We start from the raw sequence: 26,239 nt of genomic DNA on the forward strand, positions 1-26,239 counted from the left end.
CGGGCCTTGTTCACCTCCCCGATGGCTTCTGTGGAGCAGGCCCTTGCCGCCCTCAACGCCGTCCAGGATGCAGGCAGCGGGCGCAGCCTGATGGAGCTGGGCTGGATTCATGAGCCCCGGCTGGACGGCGATCGAGCCGTGTTCCGGCTGGCCCTACCCGGCTTTGCCCAGAGCCAGCGCGACCGCATTGCCACCGAGGCCCGAGCCGCCCTGCTCTCCCTCGACGGCGTGAACGACGTACAGATCGAACTGGCCCAACCCGCCGGCTCCGCCCCGATCGGGGCCGCCGGCCATGGCGCGGGCGGCCAGGGACAACTACCAGAACGCCAGGCCATCCCGGGGGTCCGTCAGGTGATCGCCGTCAGCAGCGGCAAGGGGGGCGTGGGCAAGAGCACGGTGGCCGTCAACCTGGCCTGCGCCTTGGCCGCCTCCGGGCTGAAGGTCGGCCTGCTGGATGCCGACATCTACGGCCCCAACGCTCCCACCATGCTGGGGGTGGCTGACCGCACCCCCGAAGTGCGCGGCGAAGGCGCCCACCAGGTGCTCACCCCAATCGAGACCTGTGGCATCGCCATGGTGTCGATGGGGCTGCTGATCCAGGAGAACCAACCGGTGATCTGGCGGGGGCCGATGCTCAACGGCATCATCCGCCAGTTTCTCTATCAAGTGGATTGGGGCGAGCGGGATGTGCTGATCGTGGATCTGCCGCCCGGCACCGGTGACGCCCAGCTCACCATCGCCCAGGCCGTGCCGATGGCCGGGGCGATCATCGTCACCACCCCGCAACAGGTGTCCCTTGCCGATGCCCGCCGCGGCCTGGCGATGTTCCTGCAGATGGGGGTGACCGTGCTGGGCGTGGTCGAAAACATGAGCGTCTTCATTCCGCCGGATGCTCCCGACAAGCGCTATGCCCTGTTTGGCAGCGGCGGCGGCGCCCGCCTGGCAGATGAAGCCGGCGTCCCCCTGCTGGCCGAATTACCCCTGGAGATGCCGGTTCGGGAAGGCGGCGATAGCGGCCGTCCCGTGGTGCTGAGCCATCCCGATTCGGCCAGCGCCCAAACCTTCCTGGCCCTGGCTCAGCGCATCGGGACCGCCCACCTGGTGCCAGCCTGAATCCGATGCTGGGCCAGTGGGGACGGCGAAAAAATCGATTCTTCGCCGGCCGCGGCCGGAAGAAGAGCCCTCTGACCGACGTCGACCTCATCCTCTGGGGGATCCCCTGGGCCATGGTGGCGCTGGCAGGGATCCTGATCGCCAGCACCCAGCGCCAGGCGGATTACGCCGATTGGTACCAGCACTGGGTGACGGCTGCGGTGGGCATGGTGGTGGCCCTGCTGCTAGCGCGGATGCCGCTGGAGCGGCTGATCCCCTGGAAGTGGCCGATCTACGGCGCCATGGTGGCCAGCCTGATCGCCGTGCGGATCGTGGGCACCAGCGCTCTGGGCGCCCAGAGCTGGATCAACATCGGTGGCTTCTACGTGCAGCCTTCGGAATTCGCCAAGGTGGGCGCAATCCTCCTGCTGGCCGGCGTGCTGGCCCGGCATCCGGTGGATCGCCCGGTCGACCTGGTGCGTCCTGTGGGCCTGATCGCCCTCCCCTGGCTGCTGGTGTTCGTGCAGCCCGACCTGGGCAGCTCCCTGGTGTTTGGAGCCGTGCTGCTGGTGATGCTGTTCTGGGCGGGGATGCCTGGGGCATGGGTGCTGCTGCTGCTCTCTCCCCTAGTAGCGGCCATCGTGGCAGGCACCCTGCCCTGGCTGCTGCTGGGCTGGATTCCGCTGATGGGCTGGCTGGCCTGGACGAGCCTGCCCTGGAAACGGGTGGCCCTGGCCATCAGCCTGGCGGTGCAGGGGGTGTTCGCAGTGGCGGCCCCGTGGCTGTGGGAACACGGCCTACGGCCGCACCAGCGGGCTCGCCTCACCCTCCTTCTTGATCCTGCCCAGGATCCCCTCGGTGGCGGCTACCACCTGCTGCAGAGCACCGTGGGCATTGGCTCGGGCCAAATCTGGGGCACTGGGCTGATGCATGGCTCCCTCACCAAACTGCGCTTCATCCCTGAGCAGCACACGGATTTCATCTTCAGCGCCCTCGGCGAGGAAACGGGCTTTCTCGGCTCAGTGCTGGTGGTAGCCGGGTTTGTGCTGCTGATGTGGCGGCTGCTGCAGATCGCCGGACGGGCCCGCAGCGACTACGAAGCACTGGTGGTGGTAGGAATCGGCGCGATGCTGATGTTCCAGGTGGTGGTCAACATCAACATGACGATCGGACTGGGACCGATCACCGGCATCCCGTTGCCCTGGCTCAGCTACGGACGCTCCGCCATGCTCGTCAACTTCATCTCCCTTGGCCTGTGTGCCTCCGTGGCACGCCGGGGCCGCATCTCCCAGGGGCGCTGGTGAGCCTGGCCGACCTGCGACGCTGCCTGGCCGAGGGCGTGCCGGCCGGTGTCGGCAGCGAAGACACCGTGCGGCGCCAGTGGTGGGCAGCCCTGGCCACCCTGCAGGAGGACTTCCTGCTGCAGGGCCAGCCCCTCGACGGACTGTGGCTGGCCGCCCCCCTGCCCGCGCTCTACGAACCGGCCCTCTTGCAGCAGCTCCAGGGCTGGGTGTGGGCCCCGCGCGAGCTCGACGACTTGCTCCCCGGCTCCGCACCCCTGCTACCCGGAGCGGGTAGGGCCGCCAGCACCGGTGGGTTCCAACGGCTGGTGCTGGAGGACGACGACGGCACCGATCCGCTGCTGCTGGTGATCACCCCCCAGCTGCAGGTGGCGCTCTGCCTGGATGGCCCGCCTGAAGGCCGGCGCCTGATCGTTCGCTTCGACCCGGCAGCTCTTTCAGAAGCTCTGCGGCTGATCCACGAACGGCTGCTGGCCCGCGACCCGCAAGCCTCGTCAGCCCTTCGCAGCGCCCTACAACGGCTGGGCCCCCTGCGCAGCGACGACCAGCTGGGCCTGCGCTTCTGGCCGCGGATGGGCGAACGGCTGGCCGCGATGGCCCCCAGCCTCACCCTGCAACCCCTGGTGCACGGCGGCACAGCGCGGGATCGCCCCGGCGGCGACACCCCCCGGGCCATCAGCAGCGAACTGGCCCTGCTGGAGGCCCTCACCCATGAGGTGCGCACGCCGCTGGCCACGATTCGCACCCTGATCCGCTCTTTGCTGCGGCGCGATGATCTCTCGCCTGTGGTGCGCCAGCGCCTGGAGCAGATCGACGGCGAATGCAGCGAGCAGATTGACCGGTTTGGGTTGATCTTTCTGGCGGCTGAACTGCAGCGGCAACCAGGCGGCGAGGCCACCCTCGAGAATCACGCCCTCGCCCGCACCGACCTCAGCCAGGTGCTGCGCCAGCACCAGGAGCTGTGGCAACGGCAGCTAGCCCGCCGGGGCCTGGAGCTGGAGCTGGAGATCGCCGCAGGCCTATCGCCGGTGCTGAGTGATCCGGCCCGCCTGGAAACCACGCTGGGCGGCCTGATCGACCGGTTCAGCCGCGGCCTGCCCAGCGGCAGCCGCGTGACCGTGAGCCTGCTGCCAGCGGGGTCACGGCTGAAGCTGCAACTCAGCAGCGAGGGCCACCGCCTCGAGGACACCGCCTCCGCAGAGGACAGTGAACAGCGGGAGTTGGTGGGGCCGGTGCTGAGCTGGAATCCAGCCACCGGCAGCCTGCAGCTCAGCCGCCAAGCCACCCAGCGGCTGTTCCATCGCCTCGGCGGCCGCCTGACGGAACGCAGCGGCAGCGGCCTCACCGTGTTCTTTCCCGTGTGCTGAAGATCCGACGGGAGGAGCCGTTTGTTGACGGGTGTGAAGAGTGGAGCAGAAGCCCCGATCCGGTCAAAAACACGGTGCTAGTTTCCGGCTGAAACGTTCGAAAGCCATGGCAGCGACGGTGCTCAGCGGTCAACTCCCGAAGTACATCGGCAGCACCGGCGGCCTGCTGAACTCTGCTGAAACTGAGGAGAAATACGCCATCACCTGGAGCAGCCCGAAGGAGCAAGTCTTCGAGCTGCCCACCGGTGGCGCGGCCCACATGAATGAGGGCGAAAACCTGATGTATTTCGCCCGCAAGGAGCAGTGCCTGGCGCTCGGCACCCAACTGCGCACCAAGTTCAAGCCCCGGATCGAGGACTACAAGATTTACCGGATTTTCCCCGGCGGCGACACCGAGTTCCTGCACCCCAAAGACGGCGTCTTCCCTGAGAAGGTCAACGAAGGCCGCGCCATGGTGGGTCATAACCCCCGCCGGATCGGTGCCAACCCCAATCCCGCCAACCTCAAGTTCACGGGCAAGAACACCTTCGACGCCTGAGCAGCGTCGATCAACCCCCATAAAGGCGGGGCCAGGCGCCCCGTTTTTTTTGCCTGCCCGCCCGATGCCCAGCCCCGATCGCGATGGCCTTGCCCAGCAGGCGTTCCTCGAGGCGGTGGCGGCTGGCAACAGCTTCATTCCCCTCTGGAAGTGCTGGCCCGCCGACCTGGAAACACCGCTCACCACCTGGCTGAAGGTGGGCGCCCGCCACGACCACGGCGCACTGCTGGAGTCGGTGGAGGGCGGTGAGCGGATCGGCCGCTGGAGCTTCGTCGTCAGCGACCCCCTCTGGACCCTCACCAGCCGCGGGGAGCGCTCGGAGCGCCGCTGGCGCGACGGCCGCTGCGAGCCGTTGCAGGGCAACCCCTTTTCCTTGCTGCGCCAGTGCCTGGAGCCCCTGACCAGCGCCCCGATCCCCGGCCTGCCGCCGGTGGGGCAATTGTTTGGCTTCTGGGGCTATGAGCTGATCCGCTGGATCGAGCCGAGCGTGCCGGTGCACCAGGCCCCGGAGGGTGCTCCACCGGATGGCTGCTGGATGCTGGCCGACAGCTTGCTGGTGTTCGACCAGGTCAAGCGCCAGATCACCGCCGTGGCCTATGCCGACCTGAGCAGCGGCCAGGATCCCCAGGCCGCCTACGCCGCCGCCGCCGCCCGCATCGCCGCCCTGGAGGAGCGCATGCATGGGCCCCTGCCGGACTCCGTCACCCCCCTGCGCTGGCACGATGCCAGCGCCCGTGAAATCGCCAGCGCTCTCACCACCGGCAGCAACGTGGGCCAGGCAGCCTTCGAAGCCGCCGTGCGCCGTGGGGCAGAGCACATCGATGCGGGCGATGTGTTCCAGCTGGTGCTGAGCCAGCGGCTGGAAACCCGGATCGAGCGCGATCCCTTCGAGCTCTACCGCAGCCTGCGGATGGTGAATCCATCGCCCTACATGGCGTTCTTCAACTTCGGCGGCTGGTATCTGATCGGCTCGAGCCCGGAGGTGATGGTGAAGGCCGAACCCACCGCGAATGGGTCTGTGAAAGCCTCCCTGCGGCCAATCGCCGGCACCCGCCCCCGTGGCGCCGATGAGGCCGAAGATCTAGCCCTGGAGGCCGACCTGCTGGCCGATCCCAAGGAACGGGCCGAGCACGTGATGCTGGTGGATCTGGGCCGCAACGACCTGGGCCGGGTCTGCCAGCCCGGCACCGTCCAGGTGAGCGATCTGATGGTGATCGAGCGCTATTCCCACGTGATGCACATCGTCAGCCAGGTGGAGGGGCTCCTGGCGCAGGGGCAAACGGTGTGGGATCTGCTGATGGCCTCCTTCCCGGCCGGAACCGTCAGCGGCGCCCCCAAGATCCGCGCCATGCAGCTGATCCATGCTCTGGAGCCGGATGCCCGCGGCCCCTATTCAGGGGTGTATGGCGGCGTCGACCTGGCCGGCGCCCTCAACACCGCCATCACCATCCGCACCATGGTGGTTCTGCCCCATCCCGAGGGGGGCTGGCGCGTGCAAGTGCAAGCCGGCGCCGGCGTGGTGGCCGATTCCAAGCCCGAAGCCGAATACCAGGAAACCCTCAACAAGGCCCGGGGCATGCTGAAGGCCCTGGCCTGTCTGCTGCCGGCCCAGCCATGAGCTCGCCTCTTTTGCTGAAGGGTTTTGAAGTGGAGCTGTACACCGGCCGGGCCGACGGCACGGTGGTGGGCTGCTCGGCCGAGGCGGCGGCGGCCCTGGAGGGCTTCGTGACCGAGCCGGACCACCGCAACCTCGAATACATCACCCCCCCGGATGCCAGCTACACCCGCCAGCTGCAGCTGCTGCTCGAGCCGCGCCAACGGCTGCGCCACTGGCTGGCCAGCCGCCAGCTCACCCTGCTGCCCGGCAGCACCCTGAGCCTGGGCGACAGCCACCGCTTCGAGCGCTCCGACCCCTACAACCCTTACCACGGCTACATCGAAACCACCTACGGCACCAAGGTGGTGACCGCCAGCGTGCACATCAACCTGGGGCTGAGCAGCGCCCCCGAACAGATGGACAGCCTGTTTGCCGGGCTGCGGCTGATGCGCTGCGAGGCGGCCCTGCTGCTGGCCCTCAGTGCCAGCTCACCGTTTCTCGATGGGGCCGCCACCGGCGCTCACTCCCAGCGCTGGCTGCAGTTTCCGCTGACGCCCGCGGATGTGCCGCTGTTTGTGGACCACCAGCACTACATCCGCTGGATGGGGCAGCAACTGGAGCTGGGCACGATGCAGAACGTGCGCCACCTCTGGACGTCGGTGCGGCCCAATGGCGACAACCGGCCCCACGACCTCAACCGGCTGGAGATCCGCATCTGCGATCTGGTGACCGATCCGCTGGTGCTGCTGGCGATCACGGCCTACGCCGAACTGCGCTTGCAGCAGTTATTGCGCGACCCGAAGCGCAACGACCCACTGCAAACAAGCCGGCTGAGCCCCGCCCAACTGGCCAAGCTGGCGGATGCCAACGACCGCGCCGCAGCCCGTTCCAGCCTGGAGGCCACGCTGCATCACTGGCGCGACGGGGCGCCGGTGACCGCCCGCCACTGGCTGCGCGAACACCTGGCGGAGCTGACGCCCCTGGCCGATGAGCTTGGCCTGAGCGCCGTGCTGGCCCCCCTGCAGAACGTGCTCGACAACGGCAATCAAGCCATGCGCTGGCTGGCGGGTCTGGAGGCCGGCCTCTCCATCGAGGAGCTCCTCAGCCGGGAGATCCAGGCAATGGCCGACCAGGAAACAGCCCTGCAGGAGGCGACTGGACTGCTGGACGCAACTGGCACAGTCGGAGGGCCGAGTCCTTTGGGATGATCATGGATCTTCTTGCTGCCGATCCGGCTCCCATGCGGCAGTCCACGCCCACCCCGCCCGCCTCGCAACGGGTCACCCGCCTGCTGGGCGAGCGACTGGAGCTGGTCGAAGACCTGTGGGAAACCGTGCTGCGCAGCGAATGCCCCCCCGGGCAGGCGGAGCGGCTGCTGCGCCTGAAACACCTCAGCGACCCCAGTGAAGGGGAAGACAGCACCGGCGGCGATGCCAGCAGCGCGATCGTGCAGCTGATCCGGGAGATGGATCTGGCCGAAGCGATCGCTGCGGCCCGGGCGTTCTCCCTCTATTTCCAACTGGTCAACATTCTCGAGCAGCACATCGAGGAGGACAGCTACCTCGACAGCCTCAAAAACCAGGACAGCTGCCCCAGCGACCCCTTCCTGCCGGCCCTGGCGAACCAGACCGACCCCGCCACCTTCCGCCAGCTGTTCGAGCGGCTGCGCAGCCTGAATGTGCCTCCAGCCCAGCTGGAAAACCTGCTGCGCACCCTTGATCTGCGGCTGGTGTTCACGGCCCACCCCACCGAGATCGTGCGCCACACGGTGCGGCACAAACAGCGGCGGGTGGCCACCCTCATCCAGAAGCTGGAGCAGGGCAGCGGCCTCAACAGCCTGGAGCGCCAGAGCCTGCGGCTGCAGCTGGAGGAGGAGATCCGGCTGTGGTGGCGCACCGACGAACTGCACCAGTTCAAACCCACGGTGCTCGATGAGGTCGACTACGCCCTGCACTACTTCCAGCAGGTGCTCTTCGATGCCATGCCGCAGCTGCGCGACCGGATTCGCGCCGCCCTGAAGGTCAGCTACCCGGACGTGGAGCCGCCGCGGGATGCGTTCTGCACCTTCGGTTCCTGGGTCGGTTCCGACCGGGACGGCAACCCCTCGGTCACCCCCGACATCACCTGGCGGACCGCCTGCTATCAGCGACAGCTGATGCTGGAGCGCTACATCAAGGCGGTGACGGAGCTGCGCGACCAGCTCAGCATCTCGATGCAGTGGAGCCAGGTGAGCCCGGCCCTGCTCGAATCGCTGGAGATGGACCGGCTGCGCTTCCCCGAGATCTACGAGGAACGGGCGGCCCGCTACCGACTCGAGCCCTACCGGCTCAAGCTCAGTTACACCCTGGAGCGGCTGCGGCTGACCCACCAGCGCAACCAGCAGCTGGCCGATGCGGGCTGGGAATCACCCTGTGACGGCAGTGCCCCGCCGCCGCCGATGGGGGGCAGCTTGACGCCCCCAGCCTCCCAGGAGCTTCACTACAGCACAGTCGATGAGTTTCGCAACGACCTAGAGCTGATCCAGGACAGCCTCGAAGGCACCGGCCTCAGCTGCGAGTTGCTGCAGCACCTGATCAGCCAGGCCCAGATCTTCGCCTTCTGCCTGGCCAGCCTCGACATCCGCCAGGAGAGCACCCGCCACAGCGACGCCCTCGACGAACTCAGCCACTACCTGCAGCTGCCCGTGCCCTACGGGGAGATGGACGAGCAGCAGCGGGTGGAGTGGCTGCTGACGGAGCTGCAGACCCGCCGGCCCCTGCTGCCGCCCGCAGCCCAGTGGAGCGCTGCCGCGGCGGAAACCTTTGCCGTGTTCCGCATGCTGCAGCGGCTGCAGCAGGAATTCGGCTCCCGCATCTGCCGCACCTATGTGATCTCGATGAGTCACACGGTGTCCGACCTGCTGGAGGTGCTGCTGCTGGCCAAGGAGGCCGGCCTGGTCGACCCGATGGCCCAGAAAGCCGGCTTGCTGGTGGTGCCGCTGTTTGAAACGGTCGAAGATCTCCAGGGGGCCCCGGCGGTGATGGGCACCCTGTTCCGCCATCCCTTCTACCGGGCTTTGCTGGCCAGCGATGGCGGCCAGCCCCTGCAGGAAGTGATGCTGGGCTACTCCGACAGCAACAAGGATTCCGGCTTCCTCTCCAGCAACTGGGAGATCCACAAAGCCCAGATCGCCCTGCAGCGGCTGGCGATCGAGCACGGGATCGCCCTGCGCATCTTCCACGGCCGCGGCGGCTCGGTGGGCCGGGGCGGCGGTCCTGCCTACCAGGCGATCCTGGCCCAGCCCAGTGGCACCCTCAGCGGCCGGATCAAGATCACCGAGCAGGGAGAGGTGCTCGCCTCGAAATACTCCCTACCGGAGCTGGCGCTCTACAACCTGGAGACGGTTACCACCGCCGTGCTGCAGAACAGCCTGGTGAGCACCCCCGTCGACGACACCCCCAGCTGGAATGACCTGATGGGCCGGCTGGCGGCCCGTTCCCGCGACCACTACCGGGCCCTGGTGCATGACAATCCCGACCTGGTGGCCTTCTTCCAGCAGGTGACGCCGATCGAAGAGATCAGCAAACTGCAGATCTCCAGCCGCCCGGCCCGCCGCAAAGGTGGCGCCAAAGACCTCTCAAGCCTGCGGGCCATTCCCTGGGTGTTCGGCTGGACCCAGAGCCGCTTCCTGCTGCCCAGTTGGTTTGGGGTGGGGGCCGCCCTGCAGGAGGAGCTGCACCAGGACCCCGGCCAGATGGAGCTGCTGCGGTTGCTGTATCAGCGCTGGCCGTTCTTCCGCATGCTGGTCTCCAAGGTCGAGATGACCCTCTCCAAGGTTGATCTGGATCTAGCCCACCACTACGTCCAGGTGCTGGGCCGCAGCGAACACCGCGAAGCCTTTGAGCACATCTTCCAGGTGATTGCAGCCGAATTCGTGCTCACCAGGGATCTGGTGCTGGCGATCACCGGCCACAGCCGGCTCCTGGATGGCGATCCGGCGCTGCAGCTGTCGGTGGATCTGCGCAACCGCACGATCATTCCCCTGGGCTTCCTGCAGGTGGCCCTGCTGCGGCGGCTACGCGACCAAAACCGCCAACCACCGATGAGCGAAGCGGCCGCCGCCGCAAGCGACGATGGCCGCACCTACAGCCGCAGCGAACTGCTGAGGGGGGCCCTGCTCACCATCAACGGCATCGCGGCGGGCATGCGCAACACCGGCTAAACCCAGCTCTGGACTCCCTCTTGATCCCCTTCCGCAGCCAGCCCCCAGCCCCACGTCTGCGGGAGGGCTATCGCCTGCTGGCCGAAGGGGCGCCCAGCCCTGAATCCCTCAACCGACTCCTGGTGGCTAGTGGCGATCAGCCGCGCCCGGCCGAGCGCTGGCAGCGGGTGCTGGAGTGCAGCCTCTGGCACCTGGCCGTAGCCGCCCCCGATGGGCAGCTGGTGGGCTTCGTGCGGGCCACCAGTGATCTGGCCCTCAACGCCAACCTCTGGGACCTCTGTGCCGATCCAGCCGATCCTGGCCAGAGCGAGATCCTGGCGGTGCTGGTGCATGGCGCCCTAGGACGGCTGCGCCGGGAGCTGGCGGGGTGCAGCATTTCCCTCTCGGCACCACCGGAAGCCCTCACGGCACTGGAGCGCTATGGCTTTGCCGTGGATCCCGGAGGGATCCGGGCGATGGGCCTCATCTTGAAGGCCTGATTGCAAACGAGCATGGAGGGACTTGAACCCCCGACCCTCAGAACCGGAATCTGATGCTCTATCCAACTGAGCTACATGCCCAAGGCCGAACCTCGGTGGGCTTACCTTAACCGCTCACCGCGTCTGACCCATCCGGCTGCACCGCCTGGAGCTGCTGCGTTTTCGCAATATCAGTCGACTGGAGCTGGCCCTGGAAGCTCCCCGGCTGCTGGTGATTGGTGCCAACGGCGAGGGCAAATCCAATCTGCTCGAGGCTGTGGAGTTGCTGGGTTGCCTGCGCTCCCACCGCACCGGCAGCGACCGCGACCTGATCCAGCACGGGGAGTCGAGCAGCCAGGTGCGAGCCGCCACCGGCAACGGTGATCTGCTGCAGCTCCACCTGCGCCGCAGCGGCGGGCGCACCGCCCAGCGCAATGGCAAGGTGCTGGAGCGTCAGCTCGACCTGCTGGGCTCCCTGCGCTGCGTGGGCTTCAGTGCCCTCGACCTGGAGCTGGTGCGCGGTGAACCGGCCGGTCGCCGCCAGTGGCTGGACCGGGTGGTGCTGCAACTGGAGCCTGTCTATGGCGATCTGCTGAGCCGCTATGGCCGGCTGCTGCGCCAACGCAGCCAGCTGCTGCGGCGCAGCCTGGGCGGCGGCACGCTGCAGGCCCTGCTCGACACCTTCGATCTGCAGATGGCCGTGATCGGCACCCGCCTGCACCGGCGCCGCTTCAGGGCCATTCAGCGCCTGGAGCCCCTGGCCGCCGCCTGGCAGCAACGGCTGAGCGGCGGTCGCGAACAGCTGCAGCTGCACTACCAGAGCGGCACCGCGCTCAGCGGCGAGGACGCGGAAGAGCCCTGGCGCCAGGCCCTGCTCGAGCAATTGCAGCAGCAGCGCAGCGAGGAGCTGCGTCTGGGCCAGTGCACGGTGGGCCCCCACCGCGACGAACTGGGGCTGAGCCTGGCGGACCAGCCGGCGCGCCGCTACGGCTCGGCAGGCCAGCAGCGCACCCTGGTGCTGGCCCTCAAGCTGGCCGAACTAGAACTGGTGGGCACGGTGCTGGGGGAGCCCCCCCTGCTGCTGCTCGACGATGTGCTGGCCGAACTCGATCCGGTGCGGCAACAACTGCTGCTGGAGGCCGTGGGCGAGGGCCACCAGTGTCTGGTGAGCGCCACCCACCTGGGGGCCTTTAGCGGCGGCTGGCAGGCCCAGAGTCAGGTGGTGCAGATGCGCGCCGGGTTGCTCGAAGGGGGCGGAGAGATTGCAGCAGAGCCCTAGGCACTTTCACCGGTCCCACCACGTATGGTGGTCGACTTGTCCGGTCGGATTCGATGACCCAGACCCTGCCCTGCCTCCACCCGAACCCGGGATGGACCGAGGCCTCCGCAGCGACCAACCCAGCTGCCCCCCTCCCCCACCAGGTTTCCGATACGGTCGGGAAGCACTGCATTCTCGAGCTCTACGGCTGCGATAGCGCCCGGCTCGACGACGAAGCTTTCCTCAGGGACACCATCACCGCAGCAGCGAAGCGTGCCGGTGCCACCCTGCTCAACCTGATCACCCACCGTTTCGAACCCCAGGGCGTGACGGGGCTGGCCCTGCTGGCCGAGTCGCACATCTCGATCCACACCTGGCCCGAATCGGGCTATGCCGCGGTTGATGTGTTCACCTGCGGCGACCACACCATGCCCGAGAAGGCCTGCGCTGTGCTCGCCGAAGAGCTCGCCGCCAACGACCACAAGCTCACCAGCTTCCTTCGCGAAACGCCTACGGCCATCGCCGGCAGCCTGCGTGATCCGCTGCGGGATCAGGCCTTCACCGCTGCGGTGACGCTCTGAACCTGGACTGAGCCCCCGGGCTGAGGTCGCGGTTCAGCTTGCCGCTCACCAGCCCTTCGAGGTCGAGGCCCACGGCGCTGAAGCCCAAGGCCCGAAAGGCCGCCACCAGCGCCTGCCGCGGGGTGGCCTCGACCCAGAAACTCAGGGCTTCTGCCAGCTGATCGGCAGGCAGCTCAATACGGGCGGTCTGCCCCTGGGAGCGCACCCGCACCTGGGGCCAGCCGGCGGCTAGCAGCCAGGCTTCGGCTGCCGCCACCCGCTGCAACCGCTCCGCCGTGATCGGCTCGCCGTAGGGAAACCGCGACGCCAGACAGGGCTGAGCCGGCTTGTCCCACCAGGGCAGCCCCAGAGCCCGGGAGAGCTGGCGCACCCCTGCCTTATCGAGGCCCACTTCGGCCAGGGGGGAGCGCACGCCGAACTCCCGGGCGGCCTGGATGCCGGGCCGGTGGTCACCGAGGTCGTCGGCATTGACGCCATCGACCACGGTCGCGCCATCGGCCGCCGCCGCAATCGGCGCCAACAGGCGGTGCAACTCCCGCTTGCAGGCGTAGCAGCGCTGCTCGGGATTGCTGGCATAGGCGGGATCCTCCAGCTCCGCCGTGGCGATCTCGCGGTGGCGGATCCGCAACCAGCGGGCCTGCTCCTGAGCCTCGGCCCGCAGATGGGGGGCCAGGGCGGGCGACACCCCGGTGATGGCCAGAGCCGCCTCGCCCCGCTGCTCCACGGCTAGGGCCGCCACCAAGGCACTGTCGACGCCACCGGAATAGGCCACCACCACCTGATCGAGGGCCGCCAGCTGCTGACGCAGGGCGGTCAGAGCTGCGTCCAGCGGCGGCGCCAGCGGTTCAAGCAGGGAGAAGTGCATCAAGCCCGGAATCCAGCCCCGATCCTGGCAACCCCAACCCAACGGCGCCGGTAACATCGCCCCATGAGCAGCACCCAGACGCCGCAGCGGGGTACGGGCCGGGGCATCGGCATCCGCACGGCGGCCGGCAGCGATGAGCGGGCCCATGGCCAGCTGCACGTGTACGACGGCGACGGCAAAGGCAAGAGCCAGGCCGCCCTGGGGGTGGTGCTGCGCACGATTGGCCTAGGCATCTGCGAGCAGAAACGCACCCGGGTGTTGCTGCTGCGCTTCCTCAAAGGGCCCGGCCGGGCCTACGACGAAGATGCCGCCATCGAGGCCCTGCAGCAGGGTTTCCCCCATCTGATCGACCAGGTGCGCACCGGCCGCGGGGACTTCTTCAGCGCCGAGGAGGTGACCAAATTCGACCGGCAGGAGGCCCAGCGCGGCTGGGACATCGCCAAGGGCGCCATCGCCAGCGACCTCTACTCCGTGGTGGTGCTCGATGAGCTCAACCCGGTGCTGGACCTGGGGCTGCTGGACATCGACGATGTGGCCCGCACCCTGGCGGCCAAACCCGGGGGTATGGAAGTGATCTGCACCGGCCGTGGCGCCCCCCGCCCGCTGGTGCAGCTGGCCGACTTGCACTCCGAGATGCGGGCCCACCAGGGGCCCGGTGGCCTCGATGGCGTGGAGATCTACACCGGTGAGGGCAAGGGCAAATCCACCAGTGCCCTGGGCAAGGGGCTACAGGCCATCGGCCGGGGCATCTCCCAGGACAAAAGCCACCGGGTGCTGATCCTGCAGTGGCTCAAAGGCGGCGCCGGTTACACCGAAGATGCCGCCATCGCCGCCCTGCGCGAGAGCTATCCCCACCTGGTAGATCACCTGCGCTCGGGGCGCGACGCGATTGTGTGGCGCGGCCAGCAGCAGCCGATCGACTACATCGAAGCGGAGCGCGCCTGGGAGATCGCCCGGGCCGCGATCTCAAGCGGCCTCTACAAAACCGTGATCCTCGATGAGATCAACCCCACGGTGGATCTGGAGCTGCTGCCGGTGGAGCCGATCGTGCAGACCCTGCTGCGCAAGCCCGCCGAAACCGAAGTGATTCTCACCGGGCGCTGCAAAAACCGACCCGCCTACTTCGACCTGGCCTCTGTGCACTCCGAGATGGTGTGCCACAAGCACTACGCCGAGCGCGGCGTCGACCTCAAGCGCGGGGTGGATTACTGAAGGCGAGGCTTAATAGCGCGGCAGGCTCGGGTCCACCTCCTGGCTCCAGGCGTCGATGCCGCCGGACACATTGACGCCCTCAATGCCGTGGCGCCCCAGGGCGATGAGCGCTTTGGCGCTACGGCCGCCCAGCTTGCAGTGCACGTAAATCTTCTTGCCGGCCGCCAGGTTGCGGATCTGATCGATCGCCACGCCGCTTTCGATCTGGTCCAGCGGCACCAGCACTGATCCAGGAATCACGGCGATGTCGGCCTCGGGCGGATTGCGCACATCCACCAACAGGATGTCCTCCACCTGGCCATCGATGATGGTTTTGAGCTCGGCCACGGTAATGCTGGGAACCGAGCCCGCTTCTTCCTGGCCGGGGGCGCTGCCGCCCACGCCGCAGAACTCCTGATAATCAATGAGCTTGTCGATCACCGGCCGCTCGGGGTTGGGCCGCAGCTTCAGCTCCCGAAACTTCATGCCCAGAGCATCGAACAACAGCAGGCGGCCGCTGAGGGTGGTGCCGATGCCGGTGATGATCTTCACCGCTTCGGTGGCCTGGATCACGCCGATGATCCCGGGCAGCACGCCCACCACGCCGCCCTCGGCGCAGGAGGGCACCATGCCAGGCGGCGGCGGCTCCGGGAACAGGTCGCGGTAGTTGGGGCTTTCGGCATCCAGGTTGAACACCGTGGCCTGGCCCTCGAAGCGGAAGATCGAGCCGTACACATTGGGCTTGCCCAGCAGCACGCAGGCATCGTTCACCAGGTAGCGGGTGGGGAAGTTGTCCGTGCCATCGCAGACGATGTCGTACGGGCGGATGATCTCCAGGGCGTTGTCGCTGGTGAGGGCCGTTTCGTAGAGATCCACCTGGCAATGGGGGTTGATCTCGAGGATGCGGGCCTTGGCCGATTCGATCTTGGGCTTGCCCACCCAGCTGGTGCCGTGAATCACCTGGCGCTGCAGGTTGGAGTGATCCACCACGTCGAAATCGACGATGCCGATCCGGCCCACACCGGCCGCAGCTAGATACAGCAAAAGCGGCGAGCCGAGGCCACCCGTGCCCACGCACAGCACCGAAGAGGCCTTGAGCCGCTTCTGCCCTTCCATGCCCACCTCGGGCAGGATCAGGTGCCTGGCAAAACGGGCCACCTCATCGGGGCTGAGCTGAACGCCGCTGGTGTCGGGAGGAAGCATGGCCTCTTGGATCAGCTCTCCATTCTCCATGGCAAGCGCTGGGGCTGGGCGGGAGGCTCCGGCAACCACCAGGCCACCAGCTCCTGGTCCTGGTCCTGGTCCTGGTCCTGGTCCTGGTCGCGCCCCAGGATCAGCATGAGCGCCGGCTGCAGCGTGAGGTAGCGGTCGGTGCTGGAAGGCACCGCAGGACTGCAGGGATGGCTGTGGGCCGCCCCCAGCACCTCCAGCCCCCGCGGTCGCCCCCACTTCTGCGCCAACAGCTGCTCGCGGGGATCGATCGCGAAGCGACGGCAGCGCTCGCCAGGCACCGGCCAGACGTTGCAGCAGGGCCAGATCCAGTCCAGCTCCCAGCCATCATCCAGCCGCTTGCCGAGCAGCAGGGCACATCCCTCCTGGGGTGCAGCGGACACCAGGATCTGGCGCAGAACGGTGAGCAGGCCCAGACCCGAGCTGAGCTGCGCTGGCGCTTGGGAGGTCACACCGATACCTTATGGAGCATTCCACACATCAGCCCCTCCACCTGGTCCATGAGCGATATGACCCCCGATGCGACTGAGCAGGGCACGGCCACTGGGACTGCCACTGACGTGGAGACAGGAGCACCCTCCAGCTCCACCGAGGTGAGCTTCAGCGAGCGCTATAGCGAAATCCTGACGAAGGTGAACAGCACCCTCGACCAGGTGGACTGGAATCAGATGGGCCGGATCGGCAAGGCCACCGGCGTGATCCTGGCTGTGATCGTGGCCCAGATCCTGATCAAAGGCGTGCTCGACACCATCAACCTGCTGCCCGTGGTGCCCGGCCTGCTCGAACTGCTCGGCTTGGTGGTGGTGGGCCAATGGAGCTGGCACAACCTCACCACCAGCGAAAAGCGCAATGCTGTGGTGGCCAAGGTTCAGAACCTCCGCAAGGAGTATCTGGGCTAATCCAGCAGAGCATCGATGCAAGCCTGGGCGCGGTGGCCGTAGCCGCCGCCAAACAGGTTGGCGTGGTTCAGCAGGTGGTACAGGTTGTAGAGGGAGATTCGCCCCCCGGCACAGGGCTCCAGCGGCCAGCCATCGGCATAGCCGTTGAAAAAGGCGGGCGGGAAGCCCCCGAACAGCTGCGCCATCGCCAGGTCCACCTCCCGATCCCCCCAGTAGCAGGCCGGATCAAAGATCGCCCCGCGCCCATCGGCCAGCAGGGCCGCATTGCCGCCCCACAGATCACCGTGCACCAGCACCGGCCTACAGCCATGGCTGTTCAACCCATGCGGCACCCGTTCCAGCAGCGCCTGGGCTCCGCGTAGGGGCTGCCCGCGGCGAGCCGCCCAGGCCAGCTGGGGCGCCAGACGGCATTCGGCAAAAAACAGCCCCCAATCGCTCCGCCAACCATTGGGCTGGGGGGCTGAACCCAGGAAGTTGTCGGCCGGCCAGCCATAGCCCAGGGCAGGGGCGCAGCTGGCGCTGGAGCGATGCAATCCGGCCAACCCCTGGCCGAGCGCGAACCAGGCCTTCTCTTGAGCCGCGGCGCCAACCGGTCCGCCGAGCTCCAGCCAGCCCAACACCAATACGGCCTGCTCACCCTCCACGCCCCAGGCCAGGGGCTCGGGGATCACCAGGCCCGTTGAGGCATGCCGAGCCAGCTGCTGCAGCCCCTCGGCTTCCGCCTCCAGCAGGGGCAGACAGGCGGCCGTGTTGGTTTTGGCAAACACAGTGCCACCGCCCGCGAGCTCGAGGCGCCAGGCGCTGTGGATGCAGCCACCGCCCACCGGCGTGCGGCCCACCACAACCTGCCCCAGCTGGCGGTGCAGCCACAGGTTGAGGGGATCTGGGGGCTCAGCCGCCACAACTCGCTGCGGATCAGGCACCTGCCAGCATGCCGCCATGGAGGAACACAGCGATGTGGTGGTGGTGGGGGCCGGCATCGCCGGCCTCACCGCCGCGGCCCTGCTGGCCAAGGCCGGAATGCGGGTGCAGCTGCTGGAGGCCCACCACCAGAGCGGCGGCTGCGCCGGCACCTTCCGCCGCGGGCCCTACACCTTTGATGTGGGTGCCACCCAGGTGGCGGGGCTCGAGCCCGGGGGCATCCACGCACGGATCTTCCAGCACCTCGGCGTTCCCCTGCCCCAGGCCAGCCCGCTCGATCCCGGCTGTGTGGTGGATCTGGGCGATGGCCATCCGCCGGTGCAGCTCTGGCGCGACCCCGCGCGCTGGCAGGCCGAACGGCAGGCGCAGTTTCCCGGCAGCGAGCGGTTCTGGCAGCTGACTGCGGCCCTGCACCGCGCCAACTGGGGCTTCGCCACCCAGGATCCGGTGCTGCCCCCCCGCAACGCCTGGGATCTGGGCCAGCTGCTGGGGGCCCTGCGCCCGGCCAACCTGGCCAGTGGGCTGCTGGTGGGCTCCACCATCGCCGACCTGTTGCACCTCTGCGGCGCAGCGGGCGATACCCGCCTGCGACGCTTCCTCGACCTGCAACTCAAGCTCTATTCCCAGGAACCCGCCAACCGCACCGCCGCCCTCTATGGCGCCACCGTGCTGGCCATGGCCCAGGAGCCCCTGGGGCTGTTTCACCTGGAGGGGTCGATGCAAACCCTCAGTGCCGGTTTGGAGCAGGGCCTGCATCAGGCCGGCGGCCAGCTGCGCACCCGCCACCGCGTCACAGGCCTGGAGCGCGATGCCGCTGTCCCGCCGGAGCGGCGCTGGCAGGTGAAAGGCCTTGGACCGGCAGATCGCCCCTTCCAGTTGCATTGCAGCGACGTGGTGCTGGCCCTGCCACCCCAAACCCTGCCTGCCCTGCTCGGTCCGCAGCTGCCCGCGGGCTACCGCCAGCGGCTGAGCCAGCTGGGCGAACCCTCGGGGGCCCTGGTGCTCTATGGGGCCGTGGCCCGCCGCGACCTGCCCCCCCAATGCCCTGCCCACCTGCAGGGTGCCTGGGACGAGCCGGGATCACTGTTCGTGTCGGTGAGCCGCGAGGGCGATGGCCGAGCCCCTGCCGGCAAAGCCACGGTGATTGCCAGTGTGTTCACGGAGGCCCTGCCCTGGTTTGGGCTCAGCCCAGAGGCCTATGCCGCGCGCAAGGCCAGTGCTCAAGCGGGCATGGAGCGGGGCCTGCGGGCGTTGCTGCAGCTGCCCGAGCAGCCCTGGCTGCACTGCGAAACCGCCACGCCCCGTGGCTTTGAGCGCTGGACCGGCCGCCCCTTCGGCTACGTGGGCGGGCTCGGGCAACACCCCAGCCGCTTCGGGCCCTTTGGCCTAGCCAGCCGCACGCCCCTGCCGGGCCTCTGGCTCTGCGGCGACGCGATCTATCCCGGCGAAGGCACCGCCGGTGTGAGTCACTCAGCCCTGATGGCCTGCCGCCAGTTGCTGGCCGCCCGCCAGCAGCCGCTCGTGCTGGCCTAGGGCAAGCGGGCACCAGGCCTAAAGAAACTCCGGCCGCAGGCTCTGGCAGCGCTGCAGGGTCTGCTGCAACCCCTGCCAATCCGACTCCCGCACGCAGGCCTCCAGCTGATCCAGGGCGCTGCGGTAGTGGCCGAGCGCCGCCAGCAGGGCCACCTGGTTGCAGCGGGCAATCAGGGTGCCGAGCTCCGGATTCCCTCCACCCACCCGGGTGGTGTCGGCAAAGCCACTGGAGGCCAGCTGCCGCACCAGGCCAGCCAGCTCGCCGTCTCCCGAAGGATCGGCGCCCGAGCGATCCGCGGTCTGCAGCAGAGCTGCACTCACCAGCACGGGTAGGTGGGAAATCAGCGCCACCGCCCGGTCGTGCTCAACGGCAGCGCAGCTGAGCCACTGGGCGCCCACGGCCCGGGCCAGACCCTGCACCAGCTGCAGGGCCTCCGGGTCGGTGGCGGCATCCGGCGTGGCCACCCAGGGGCGATCCCGAAACAGCCCCAACTGCCCAGCCTCCACCCCCGCCTGGGCGGTGCCAGCCATGGGATGGCTGGCCACAAAGCGCGGCACCAACCGCGACCAACAGGCCAGCACGGGCGCCTTCACCGAGCCCACATCGGTGATCACGGCCTGCGCTGGCAGGGCCGCCAGCAGCTCGGCAGGTGGCTCCAGAAGCCGGTCGAGGGGCAGGGCGAGCACCACCAGCCCGCAGTCAGCCAGCACAGCGGGATCGGTGCTGACCTGCGTGGCCAACCCGCGCTGCCGGGCCCGATCGGCCGTGGCCTCGCGATGCACCAGGGCGCGCACATCGACCCCCAGCTGCTGCAGATCCAAGCCCAGGGAGCCACCGATCAACCCCAGGCCCACCACGCCCACCGGGCGTTGGCGCCACAGGGCAGGTGCGGCGGTTGTGGTTGCCGCCGGGTGCGGCAGGGAAACAGAGGTCATTGCGGCAGAGCCATCCAGCCAGCTTCCTACGCTTTGCGTCTGTTGGCCGCCTGGGAATGCTCGAAGCCCGCGCCCACCAGCAACTCAAAGCCCTGCTGCAGCACGAGGGCGGCGAACCCTGGCCCCACCATCTGAGCCTCAGCCGCCTGGTGGCCCGCAGCCTGCGCCGCAGCGACCACACCCTGGTGCGGCTGGCTCCGGGCAGCGATCCCAGCTGGTGGATCAGCCTGCTGGTGCCGCTGGCGCTGAGCGAGGAACCGCTGGCCTTGGTGGTGAGTGAAGCCCAGCGGCAGCGACTGCTCCAGGTTGAGTTGCCCCGCCTGGGACGGGCCGACCCAAGCCTGGCCCTGCCGTGCTTCGAAGGTGACCGGCCGCCGGCCGGAGCCCGCGTGTGGCTGCTCAACCACCACCAACTGGTGGCGGCCTGGCAGCAGGGACTGCTGGGGACGCGGCAACTGGTGATTCCCGAGGCTGAACAGCTCGACACCCTGCTGCGCCAGGCCCTGGAGGTGGTGGTAACGCCGCAGCACTGGGACCAGTTGCGGCGGGCCCAGCCGGCGGCGGAAGCCAGCCTCCTGACCCTGCACGAGCGACTCAACCGCCAGGTGCTCAGCCATCCTCGCCGCCCCAACCAGCTGGTGGCCCTCGCGCCGGAAGACGAGGCACCCCTGCGCCACCTGCTGCAGCTGCTAAGCCCCCTGCCCGAACCATGGCCCGCCTGGCTGAACGCCCAGGGCAACGGCTGGACCAGCTGGGCCCAGGTGAATCCCGAGCTGCTGCAGTGGCAGCTGCACCGCCAACCACTCGAGCCGCTGCGGGTGCTGCAGGGCCTGCTGGAGCAGCGCGGCGCCGTGTTGCTGGGCCAGCTGGCCAGCGCCCGGGCCGCCGCCGGGCAGCCAGAGCCGGGCGTTGCCCTCGGACTGCAGCCAGTGGTGAGCGTGAGCCTGGGGGATCCGCCGCTGGCCGATCCCCTGCCCCTCTATGCCCCGCTGCGGCAACCCCTGCCCAACAGCCCCCACTACGGCCTACATCTGCTGGACCAGAGCCGCCGGCTGGTGCTGGGGCAGGCCGGCCTCACCGTGGTGCTGATCGATGACGACGCCCTACGCCGGGGGCTCACCAGTGGTTTAGCGGCGGAATTCGGCTCGCGCGTGGTGCACGAAAGCACTGCGCCCGACGGCAACGGCGTGATCTGCGCCCGCTGGAGCTGGTGGCTGGAGCAGCAGCAGCGACTGCCCCTACCCAGCCAGATTGTGGTGGGCCTGCTGCCCCTGGCCAGCCTCGAGGATCCCCTCACCGCCGCCCGGGTGCTGGCCCTGCGCCAGGACGGTCGCGACTGGTTCCGGGAGTGCCTGCTGCCCGATGGCCTCAACCGACTGCAACTGGGCCTAGCCGGCCTGCGGCGCCATGGGGGAGGGCGACTGGCCGTGCTGGATGGACGCCTACGGGGGCGCAGCTGGGGGCGGCAGGTGCTGATCGCCCTCGAACCTTGGGTCAGCCTCAGCCGCCTTCTGCCTCATTAGCCTGAGCTCAGCGCAGCACACAAGCAGCCAGGGGAATGGGGGAAGCCAAGCGCCGCAGCATCCAGGGCTTGCCGCCCAAAGCGATCAAGCCCGACCGCACCAAGCAGGTTGACACCTCGCCACGCATCGCCAGCTGGCTGCCGCTGACCCGCAACCAGGCCGATCGCTTCGTGACTCTCACCACCAAGGGCGCCTGGGTGGGCATCGCCGCGCTGGTGCTCTTTTGGGTGACGGTGCGCTTCATCGGCCCCGCCGCGGGCTGGTGGACCCTTGCGGATGGCTGAACGGCCGGCTGGCCCACCTCGAAATCTTAAAGAAAACATTAGAATTTGAAGCAGTTTGGGATTCCGCCGTGTTCCCGCGTCTCGCCGAGCAATACCGATCCGTGGTGCACGACCTGGTGATGAGCCTGCAGGCTCTGGCCAAAAGCCTTCAGAACCGGGGCATCGCCGCCACCTGTTACATCTGCGGCGATGGCCGTGATGGCCACGGCGCCTCCTTCGTGGCCAACTTGGACGCCAACCACATGGTGCGTTTTCTGGTGTCCGACTTCGGCATCAGCTGGGTGGAATCCCTCGACGGCCACGAACTGGTGAAGCTGGAGGGCGCCGAAGCCATCCAGGAACTGCAGCGGGTCGCCCAAGTGCTCCAGAACCCCGAAGCTGCCGGCGGATCCCGTGCCGCCAACCTGACCTCCAAGCCCAGGGGCGCCTTCTCGCGCCCCTGAGCCGAGAGACTGTCAGCTCGCCACCGGCAACTCAGCCAGGGCCGCTGCCGACTCCCCCAGAGCAGAAGACTCCGCCAGAGCAGCCGGAGTGGCAGCAGCCTTGGCAGCTGCAGCCAGGGGCTTCATCGAATTGGCCGTCACTTCCGAGCCCTCCTTGAGCTTCTGGCGGGTGAGCTGTTCGATCAACTCAGCCTGCTCGGGGTTCTGCTCCAGCCAGGTGATCGTGTTGTCACGCCCCTGACCAATGTTGTCGCCCTCGTAGCTGTACCAAGCACCCTTGCGGGCCACCACACCGGTTTCCTCGGCGAGATCGAGCAAGCAACCGAGGGTGCTGATGCCCCGGCCAAACAGAATGTCGAACTCGGCGATCCGGAAGGGAGGCGCCACCTTGTTTTTGGCCACCTTGACCTTGGCGCGGATGCCGTATTCCTCGGTGCCGCGCTTGAGGGTCTGGATGCGGCGGATATCGAGCCGCACCGAGGCGTAGAACTTCAGGGCGTTGCCGCCCGTGGTGGTTTCCGGGTTGCCGTAGGTGACGCCGATCTTCTGGCGCAGCTGGTTGAGGAAGATCACGGTGCAGCCGGATTTGCCGATGTTGCCGGTGATCTTGCGCATCGCCTGGCTCATCAAGCGGGCCTGGCTGCCCACCGCCAGATCCCCCATTTCCCCCTCGATCTCAGCGCGGGGCGTCAGGGCCGCCACCGAGTCGACCACCACGATGTCGACCGCGGCCGAGCGCACCAGCTGATCGACGATCTCCAGGGCCATCTCCCCCGTGTCGGGCTGGGAAACCAGCAGGTTTTCGATGTCGACCCCCAGGGCGGCGGCGTACACCGGATCCAGGGCATGCTCCGCATCGACAAAGGCCGCCACGCCACCGCGCTTCTGCACCTCGGCGATGGCATGCAGGGTGAGGGTGGTTTTACCGGAGCTCTCCGGGCCATAGACCTCCACCACCCGGCCCTTGGGATAGCCGCCACCGAGGGCGAGGTCGAGGGTGAGGGCACCGGTACCGATGGTTTCCACCCGCATGCGGGAGGCGTCACCAAGGCGCATGATCGAGCCCTTGCCGAAATTGCGCTCGATCTGGTTCAGCACCAACCCCAGGGCCTTGTCCCGCTCGGCGGCGGCGCTGGCGGACGTGCGGGAGGAGGAAGGGGAAGGGGACACGGAAGAGCTGGTGGTGGAATCGGCGGGCATGGCAGCAATCAGAAGCGATGGGACAGGCCGCAAGGGCGGGAACCGGAACGGGGAGCGGGCCGGAGAGCGGGTCGAAACCCGGCAGGCCCCGCAGGAACAGCCCCGGGAAACCCCGAAGGCAGCCATCCTGCGACCTCTAAGCAGCAAGTGCCACCAAAGAGGACCGGCGTACCAATTGCTTGTAGTACGCGCGTACTCTAGCCCACTAGGGCCATTGCGCCAGGGGCGCCGCAAACCGCTCGGGGGTGAGCCAGGCGATATCCGCCGGCAGGTTTTGGGCGTCCTGGGGTCCCAGGTAGCCCCAGCTCACCAGGCAACAGCGCACCGCGGCCAGTCGTGGATCGGCCCGCACCGTCTCCAGGGTGGGGCGACGATCTTCCACGAACCACAGGGGGCGCTGCTCGGCCAGCAGCCCCCGCAACACCGCGGGCTTGCTGCCCTGCTCATGGCCGTAGAGCGCCCAGGGTTGCAGACCCGCGGCGGCCAGCAGCCGTGAGGCAAACGCCGCACCCTTGGTGGTGAGCACAGCCCAGTCCGCCCCTTCCCCAGCCAGCTGGGCCAGGCGCTCCTTCACCCCCGGATACAACCGGTGGCGGGCCAACCAGGTCTCTGGTTCAGCGGCGATGGCCGCAGCACGAACCTGCTCGAGCTGCTGCTGCAGCTGCGCGGCGTCCCAACCCCAACGCGCCAGGGCAACGGGCAAGGCCGCGTCGTAGTGGGCCAGCAGGCCCTCCAGGTCAAGGTCCGCCCGGCCCAGCTCAGCGGCCATCAACACCATTTCCCAACCCTGATGGATCAGGGGTCGCAAGCGAACGAAGGCCGCGGGAGCCTGCTCCGGCAACACCAACTGAGGGGCAAGCTGCAGAGCCGTCGTCCGAGCCGCCCACCAGTACTCCGGCATGCCATCCATCAGCACGCCATCGAAGTCGAACACCACGAGAGGATCTGCCGCAGCCGGGGAAGCCGTTTTGGCGCGACTGGGCTGTGTCGGCATGGGGCGAAAAACTGGGTCGCTAGGATTCGAACCTAGGAATGGCGGGACCAAAACCCGCTGCCTTACCACTTGGCGACGACCCAATGCAGCCGGTCGCAACCGGTGCCTAGATAGTTACCCATAGCGCCCGGTCCTTCGTCAACCGCGACCGATCCACCGGCACCCGTTCAAGCCGGAAACACCCGCAGCCGCTGCTCGGATCCACGGCCAAACACCGCCGTACGCAGGCGGTAACGGCTTGCCAATTCCGCTTGCATCAGGCGCACCCGATCGCTCCGGGGCAGCAGCTCAACAGGCTGGCCGTGGGGCAGCACCACCTGTTCAACCGCCAGACGGCATTCCTCCAGACCGGCCAGGGCATCGTCCCCCTGGGAGCTGGCCGCCGACAGCGCCGCCGGATCCTGGGCGGCACGGTCTCGGGCAGCACGGTCCTGGCGGTGGCGCTCCAGTAGCCGCTCCAGAGCCCGCTGCAGCTGGGGTGGCGCCGCCGATTTGAGCACCAGGATCGGCAGGCCGAGGTCCTGGGCCTGGCGGCGTACGTGGGGGTCCCTGCCGAACTGCTGGCGCAGGCTCAGCACCGCATCGGCCAACTCCACGCTGCCCACCACCTCCACCGGCACCTGGCGGGCCCGCACCACCTGCTCCAAAGCCCCCCGACTGATGCCCGCCCCATACACCCGCAACACGGGCAAAGGCTCCACGACGGGAGTGGCCTCGCCGGCATCGGGCTCGTCGGGCTCCGGCAAGGGCCGGGGCACGAGGCGCGGCCGGCTCGAGAGGGGCGAAGCCGCGGGGGGCACGACCTCCTCGACCTGCAGGTGGCCATCGGCACCGAGCTCACGAACCTGGGGCCGGGCGCTCTGACCGCGCAGCAGCAGATCCACGGTGCGGGCCACATCGCGGTGCACCAGCCAGCGGTGACGGCTGTGCATCTCCACCGCCAAGGCGAAGGTGGGCTCGGCAGCGCGCTCCAGCACCGTCTTCTGGGTGCGACGGCGGCGGGCCTCCTCGTCCCCCAAAGTCACCGATTGAATGCCGCCCACCAGGTCGGAGAGAGTGGGGTTCTTGATCAGGTTCTCGATGGCGTTGCCATGGGCCGTGGCCACCAACATCACGCCCCGCTCGGCAATGGTGCGGGCCGCCTGCGCCTCGAGCTCGGTGCCGATCTCATCGATCACGATGACCTCGGGCATGTGGTTTTCCACCGCCTCGATCATCACCTGGTGCTGAAGCTCCGGCCGCGCCACCTGCATCCGCCTGGCGCGGCCGATGGCGGGATGGGGGATGTCACCGTCGCCGGCGATCTCGTTGCTGGTATCAATCACCACCACCCGCTTGCCCAGGTCGTCGGCCAGCACCCTGGCGATCTCCCGCAGGGCGGTGGTCTTGCCGACGCCGGGTCGGCCCATCAGCAGCAACGACTCGCCGGAATCCAGCAGATCGCGCACCATCGCCACCGTGCCGAACACGGCCCGCCCCACCCGACAGGTGAGGCCGACAATCTCACCGGTGCGGTTGCGGATGGCGCTGATGCGGTGCAGGGTGCGCTCGATACCGGCGCGATTGTCGCCGCCAAAAATCCCCAGCCGCTCCACCACCGCCGCCAGATCGGAGCGCTCCAGGGGCCGCTGACCCAGAGCCCGAACCTGGCCGGGATAACGGGCCTCCGGCACCCGCCCCAGATCCAGCACCACCTCCAACAGCTGCTCCCGCGCCTCCTCTGTCGCCAGCGACGTCTGCACCACCTCGGGCAGCAGCTCCAGCAGACGGTCGAGGTCGTCGGTGACGCGCTGGGGAGCCGTCGGGGCAGAGCTGGACACCGGATCG

24 protein-coding genes and 2 tRNA genes are annotated in these 26,239 nt (G+C 68.4%); 16 read left to right on the forward strand and 10 right to left on the reverse strand.

The window, feature by feature from the left end:
• Positions 1–21 precede the first annotated feature (21 nt).
• The 8 genes from CJZ78_RS06095 (at position 22) to CJZ78_RS06130 (ending at position 10,575) form a co-directional block, all read left to right on the forward strand.
• Positions 22–1,113 (forward strand): Mrp/NBP35 family ATP-binding protein, encoded by a 1,092-nt coding sequence (locus CJZ78_RS06095; RefSeq protein WP_094560020.1) that lies wholly within the window; start codon positions 22–24, stop codon positions 1,111–1,113.
• Between the two features lie 5 nt (positions 1,114–1,118).
• Positions 1,119–2,396, forward strand: a complete 1,278-nt coding sequence (gene rodA, locus CJZ78_RS06100) for a rod shape-determining protein RodA (RefSeq protein ID WP_094560021.1) — start codon at positions 1,119–1,121, stop codon at positions 2,394–2,396.
• Positions 2,390–3,760, forward strand: coding sequence for a histidine kinase dimerization/phospho-acceptor domain-containing protein (locus CJZ78_RS06105; RefSeq protein ID WP_198953854.1), 1,371 nt, complete (start codon positions 2,390–2,392; stop codon positions 3,758–3,760). The genes rodA and CJZ78_RS06105 overlap by 7 nt, the downstream gene beginning before the upstream one ends.
• Before the next feature lie 106 nt (positions 3,761–3,866).
• Entirely contained in the window at positions 3,867–4,298 is a 432-nt protein-coding gene (locus CJZ78_RS06110; RefSeq protein WP_094560023.1) for a photosystem I reaction center subunit II PsaD, read from the forward strand.
• A 64-nt stretch (positions 4,299–4,362) separates the two neighbouring features.
• A complete protein-coding gene (locus CJZ78_RS06115; RefSeq protein WP_094560024.1) occupies positions 4,363–5,916 on the forward strand; it encodes an anthranilate synthase component I family protein in 1,554 nt (517 codons plus the stop codon).
• Positions 5,913–7,103 (forward strand): glutamate--cysteine ligase, encoded by a 1,191-nt coding sequence (gene gshA, locus CJZ78_RS06120; RefSeq protein ID WP_094560025.1) that lies wholly within the window; start codon positions 5,913–5,915, stop codon positions 7,101–7,103. The genes CJZ78_RS06115 and gshA overlap by 4 nt, the downstream gene beginning before the upstream one ends.
• Positions 7,100–10,096, forward strand: a complete 2,997-nt coding sequence (gene ppc / locus CJZ78_RS06125; protein ID WP_094560026.1) for a phosphoenolpyruvate carboxylase — start codon at positions 7,100–7,102, stop codon at positions 10,094–10,096. The genes gshA and ppc overlap by 4 nt, the downstream gene beginning before the upstream one ends.
• A 20-nt stretch (positions 10,097–10,116) precedes the next feature.
• Positions 10,117–10,575: a GNAT family acetyltransferase gene (locus tag CJZ78_RS06130; protein WP_094560027.1), complete on the forward strand. Its 459-nt coding sequence runs from the start codon at positions 10,117–10,119 to the stop codon at positions 10,573–10,575.
• A 7-nt stretch (positions 10,576–10,582) separates the two neighbouring features.
• Here the strand turns inward: CJZ78_RS06130 and CJZ78_RS06135 are convergent.
• Positions 10,583–10,656 (reverse strand) — tRNA-Arg (locus CJZ78_RS06135).
• Positions 10,657–10,705: 49 nt separating this feature from the next.
• Between CJZ78_RS06135 and recF the strand changes: the two genes are divergently transcribed.
• Positions 10,706–11,833: a DNA replication/repair protein RecF gene (recF, locus tag CJZ78_RS06140; RefSeq protein WP_094560028.1), complete on the forward strand. Its 1,128-nt coding sequence runs from the start codon at positions 10,706–10,708 to the stop codon at positions 11,831–11,833.
• A 53-nt stretch (positions 11,834–11,886) separates the two neighbouring features.
• Positions 11,887–12,393, forward strand: coding sequence for an adenosylmethionine decarboxylase (gene speD, locus CJZ78_RS06145; protein WP_094560029.1), 507 nt, complete (start codon positions 11,887–11,889; stop codon positions 12,391–12,393).
• On the opposite strand, the gene larE is transcribed toward speD, so the two are convergent.
• Positions 12,371–13,258 (reverse strand): ATP-dependent sacrificial sulfur transferase LarE, encoded by an 888-nt coding sequence (gene larE / locus CJZ78_RS06150; protein ID WP_094560030.1) that lies wholly within the window; start codon positions 13,256–13,258, stop codon positions 12,371–12,373. The genes speD and larE overlap by 23 nt on opposite strands.
• A 63-nt stretch (positions 13,259–13,321) precedes the next feature.
• Between larE and CJZ78_RS06155 the strand changes: the two genes are divergently transcribed.
• The gene (locus tag CJZ78_RS06155; protein WP_094560031.1) at positions 13,322–14,470 is read left to right on the forward strand and encodes a cob(I)yrinic acid a,c-diamide adenosyltransferase; all 1,149 of its coding nucleotides are present in this window, start codon (positions 13,322–13,324) and stop codon (positions 14,468–14,470) included.
• Between the two features lie 9 nt (positions 14,471–14,479).
• Here CJZ78_RS06155 and moeB read toward each other — a convergent pair whose 3' ends face one another.
• Positions 14,480–15,652, reverse strand: a complete 1,173-nt coding sequence (gene moeB, locus CJZ78_RS06160; RefSeq protein ID WP_094560111.1) for a molybdopterin-synthase adenylyltransferase MoeB — start codon at positions 15,650–15,652, stop codon at positions 14,480–14,482.
• Between the two features lie 11 nt (positions 15,653–15,663).
• The gene (locus tag CJZ78_RS06165; protein ID WP_233128541.1) at positions 15,664–16,131 is read right to left on the reverse strand and encodes a M67 family metallopeptidase; all 468 of its coding nucleotides are present in this window, start codon (positions 16,129–16,131) and stop codon (positions 15,664–15,666) included.
• 48 nt (positions 16,132–16,179) lie between these two features.
• Between CJZ78_RS06165 and CJZ78_RS06170 the strand changes: the two genes are divergently transcribed.
• Positions 16,180–16,578 carry a CAAD domain-containing protein gene (locus CJZ78_RS06170; protein WP_369802029.1) on the forward strand — a complete coding sequence of 133 codons (399 nt, stop codon included), beginning with the start codon at positions 16,180–16,182 and terminating at the stop codon, positions 16,576–16,578.
• On the opposite strand, the gene CJZ78_RS06175 is transcribed toward CJZ78_RS06170, so the two are convergent.
• Positions 16,575–17,480: a fructosamine kinase family protein gene (locus CJZ78_RS06175; protein ID WP_233128542.1), complete on the reverse strand. Its 906-nt coding sequence runs from the start codon at positions 17,478–17,480 to the stop codon at positions 16,575–16,577. The two genes, CJZ78_RS06170 and CJZ78_RS06175, sit on opposite strands and share 4 nt — an antisense overlap.
• 37 nt (positions 17,481–17,517) lie before the next feature.
• On the opposite strand from CJZ78_RS06175, the gene crtD reads away from it, so the two are divergent.
• The gene (gene crtD, locus CJZ78_RS06180) at positions 17,518–19,032 is read left to right on the forward strand and encodes a C-3',4' desaturase CrtD (protein WP_094560034.1); all 1,515 of its coding nucleotides are present in this window, start codon (positions 17,518–17,520) and stop codon (positions 19,030–19,032) included.
• 18 nt (positions 19,033–19,050) lie between these two features.
• Here crtD and CJZ78_RS06185 read toward each other — a convergent pair whose 3' ends face one another.
• Complete coding sequence (locus tag CJZ78_RS06185) at positions 19,051–19,968, reverse strand: prephenate/arogenate dehydrogenase (RefSeq protein WP_094560035.1); 918 nt, start codon at positions 19,966–19,968, stop codon at positions 19,051–19,053.
• A gap of 56 nt (positions 19,969–20,024) precedes the next feature.
• Here CJZ78_RS06185 and CJZ78_RS06190 point away from each other — a divergent pair, with 56 nt between their 5' ends.
• The 3 genes from CJZ78_RS06190 to CJZ78_RS06200 all read left to right on the forward strand — a co-directional run bounded on the left by CJZ78_RS06190 (position 20,025) and on the right by CJZ78_RS06200 (position 22,218).
• Complete coding sequence (locus tag CJZ78_RS06190; protein ID WP_094560036.1) at positions 20,025–21,491, forward strand: helicase; 1,467 nt, start codon at positions 20,025–20,027, stop codon at positions 21,489–21,491.
• A 35-nt stretch (positions 21,492–21,526) separates the two neighbouring features.
• A complete protein-coding gene (locus tag CJZ78_RS06195) occupies positions 21,527–21,775 on the forward strand; it encodes a DUF2839 domain-containing protein (protein WP_094560037.1) in 249 nt (82 codons plus the stop codon).
• A gap of 68 nt (positions 21,776–21,843) precedes the next feature.
• Positions 21,844–22,218 carry a DUF1815 family protein gene (locus CJZ78_RS06200; RefSeq protein ID WP_094560038.1) on the forward strand — a complete coding sequence of 125 codons (375 nt, stop codon included), beginning with the start codon at positions 21,844–21,846 and terminating at the stop codon, positions 22,216–22,218.
• A gap of 12 nt (positions 22,219–22,230) precedes the next feature.
• Here CJZ78_RS06200 and recA read toward each other — a convergent pair whose 3' ends face one another.
• From recA to CJZ78_RS06220, 4 genes are all read right to left on the reverse strand, one after another.
• A complete protein-coding gene (gene recA, locus CJZ78_RS06205; RefSeq protein ID WP_094560039.1) occupies positions 22,231–23,418 on the reverse strand; it encodes a recombinase RecA in 1,188 nt (395 codons plus the stop codon).
• A 205-nt stretch (positions 23,419–23,623) separates the two neighbouring features.
• Complete coding sequence (locus CJZ78_RS06210) at positions 23,624–24,412, reverse strand: HAD family hydrolase (protein WP_094560040.1); 789 nt, start codon at positions 24,410–24,412, stop codon at positions 23,624–23,626.
• Between the two features lie 11 nt (positions 24,413–24,423).
• Positions 24,424–24,495, reverse strand: a tRNA-Gln gene (locus CJZ78_RS06215).
• Positions 24,496–24,579: 84 nt separating this feature from the next.
• Positions 24,580–26,232: an AAA family ATPase gene (locus CJZ78_RS06220; RefSeq protein WP_233128543.1), complete on the reverse strand. Its 1,653-nt coding sequence runs from the start codon at positions 26,230–26,232 to the stop codon at positions 24,580–24,582.
• Positions 26,233–26,239 lie beyond the last annotated feature (7 nt).

Source organism: Synechococcus sp. 8F6, assembly GCF_002252665.1.
Taxonomy (GTDB): Bacteria; Cyanobacteriota; Cyanobacteriia; order PCC-6307; family Cyanobiaceae; genus Cyanobium_A.